Source organism: Streptomyces sp. NPDC031426, assembly GCF_055581585.1.
The window spans coordinates 1-2,802 of the sequence record NZ_JBVIJE010000096.1; the positions used below are offsets into that span (position 1 = coordinate 1).

2 protein-coding genes are annotated in these 2,802 nt (G+C 66.4%); both read right to left on the reverse strand.

The genetic code is table 11. The features are described 5' to 3' along the window. Positions 1-135 precede the first annotated feature (135 nt). Positions 136-462, reverse strand: a complete 327-nt coding sequence (locus tag ACZ5NH_RS45370) for a hypothetical protein (protein WP_468784334.1) — start codon at positions 460-462, stop codon at positions 136-138. An 18-nt stretch (positions 463-480) separates the two neighbouring features. Next, positions 481-2,802: polymorphic toxin-type HINT domain-containing protein (locus ACZ5NH_RS45375; protein WP_468784336.1), on the reverse strand; the 2,322-nt coding region annotated here is incomplete at its 5' end.

Sequence of the window (2,802 nt, forward strand, 5' to 3'; positions counted from 1 at the left end):
CACGACCACCTCCAAGATCAGGTCTTGGAGACAGTCTGCTGGCCGACGAGCAACGGATCGATTACCAGGCCAAGGCTGCGTGACGAGCCACTAGCCGCGGGCCCAGGTGATCTCTCGCTGGCCGGCGGGAGCGGGTCAGTCCGAGCCCAGCGTCCGCAGGTAGTCCCGCAGCAGCGAGAACAGTACCGCTACTGCCTCTTGATTGCGCTCGGGGGAAAATGAGCGGACGTCGGACACCCTCAGTTTCGGATCCACTTCACACAACACCAGCCCCCACCACGTCAGTTCCTTGCTGCCGGTCCCGCGCTCGGCCAGCCAGGCGCGGAATCCCTTCATCGTGGCGGTCTCCGAGTACATGTCGAACCCATCCAGAAAGGCACAGACCTCACTGAACGACTGGGTCATCGTGTACATTCCGACGCGGTGCTCGAGGATGTCGAGTACTTCTGGAAGCTTGGTCACAGGCACTGTCCGCCAATCTCAAGGGCTTGGGGAAACGAGGGTCCAGTCGTGGTCCTCTGGATATGACCATTCGGTCTTCCATTGATCGAGCGGCATACCGTCGGGACCCGTAAACTGGTCGTACACTCGGCCGTCCTTCAGGACGAATGTGTGATGCCCCCACGATTCGTTGGCGAGTTTGTAATCGCCCAGGCTGGGGAGACCGTCTTTGGGCGTGATCGTCCAGATCTCTCCGCCCATCTTCTTCTGGAGCTTGGCTGCAAACTCGTCGCAACCTGCATTATGCACGAGGACCGGGGTCGAACCTGCCAGCACGTAGTAGGTGTGGAAATCCTCGACGGTGAGGTTGTAGGTACGTACGCGCTGGTCGAAAGCGCGGTTCGCCTGCACTCGCACCGTGCTCCCGTCGTTGCTCAGCAAGGTGGAGCCGGGTCGCAGGTCGCGTGCCTTCACCCAGCGGCTCTGCGACGGGTTCCAGAAGGGATGTTCGTAGGTGGCGGTGAGCTTCCGCGGGCCGCCTGGCGTGACGATGGTCAGCTCGTCGAAATGCTTGTCGCCGTCCGTGATGATGAGACGGGTGACCCTGTGCGGTTCGGTCTTCCCGGTGAGCGGATCTGTCGCGACGACCTTGTCGCCTTCCTCAACGTCCTCGATCTTCTTCGTCGAGCCACCGGCCATGAGCACTTTCGTGCCGGCCAGGAAGCACTGACCGCAGCTCTCCTCCGCACCACCGGCTTCCTCTTGCTGGGCCTCACGCAGGGCCTGTCCGAGACCGTTGTTAAATCGGCTGATGCCGTCGGTGATTCCGTAGATCCCCGCGCCCGCTATCCCGGTGCCGACGACGATGGCGGGTGCTCCCTCAAGGCAGCCGATGATGGTCAGGCACAGGCCTCCGCCAGCGACGTCGATCGAGGCGCCCGAGCCGACGCCGATCATGCCGCCTGCCGTCTCCAACAGACCTTTCCAGATGTCGGAGTTACCGAGGATGGCCTGACCGTAGTCGCCGATCGTGTTGGCGGTGTCCTTGAGCCAGCCCGGTACCCAGCTGCCGTCATCCTTCTGTTGGCTCTTCTTCAGCTGCTCCTCGTACCACTGCCGCCATTTCGCCTGTTCTTGCTGCTTTTTGGTGACTGCAGTGCGGTAGGCGTCCATTTCTGCCTGGGCGGCGGCGGTGGCGTCCTTGCCTGCGGCCAAGGCTGAGGCCCGGGCTTGCTGGGCTGCTGTCCAGGCTGAGTCGGCGGAGCCGCGTGCGGCGGTGGCCGAGTACTGGGCCTGGGCGGCGGAGGTGACGGCTGCGGCCGCGGCGCTCTCTGCGTCCTGCCGGGCGTTGCGGGCGGTGTTGGCGGATGTGGCGGCGTCCTTGGCCGACTGTTCGGCCTGCGTGGCGTAGCCGTCGGCCTGCGTGGCGTACTTCTTCGCATCTGCGGCCGCCTGCGCGGCCAGCTTCGCGTAACCGGCGGCTTCGTCTTTGGCCTTGGCCGCGTCGGCTGCTGCCTTGCCCGCCTCGGCCGCGTTCTTCTGCGCGGTAGCGGCGACACCCGCGGCCTGTGCGATCAGCTGCTGGATCTGGGATTCGTGCGTGGCGCCGAGCTGGTCCTGCCGCTGCGCTTTGTACTGGCCGACGGTGATGAAGGTGTGCAGCAGGTCGGCGGGCCCTTCCAGGGCGATCCGTGCCACGGCCTTCACCTCCGGGCCGTTGCTGCTGTTGTGGGTGTCGGCGAACTGGGCGGCGCGGACGCGTTCGTCCTGGGTGCGTGCCTGGGCGTCGTCGGTGGTGATGAACTGGCGCAGGGCGTCCGCCGTGTCGGTGTTCAGCGCGGTGCGGCCTGCCTGCTGTTCGATCGGGTCGGCGTCTGCGATGGTCCGGGCGATGTACAGGCGCATGTCCTGTTTCATGGCCTCGTACTGGCCGGTGGCGAGGAACGCGCTCACCGCGGAGTCGTCTCCGTCCAGCGCCTTGGAGGCGGCGGCGCGCACGTCGGCGGAGCCGGCGTGCGTCGCCAACTGCTGGACGTCCTCACGGTCGTCCTGGGCAGCGGACTGCTTACGGCCGGTGCGGATGTAGTCGGTCACGTCCTGGTCGGAGCCGGCCAGGGCAACGAGGGCTGCGGACTGGCTCCAGGCGCGGCCGGTCTTCGCGGCCGCCAGGGCCACCTTGCGGGCTTCGGGGGCGATCTGCGCGGGGTCCGCGCCGGACTGGGACGCCTGGTCGGCGAGCTTGGCCGCCTGGGCCTGGAGGTCCTTGGCCTGCTGCGTGGCCGCCTGCTGTGCCGCGGTGCGCTGGTCCTCCTGTGCCTTGAGGTCCTGGGCGCGGTCGATGGCCTCGTTGGTACGGGCGGT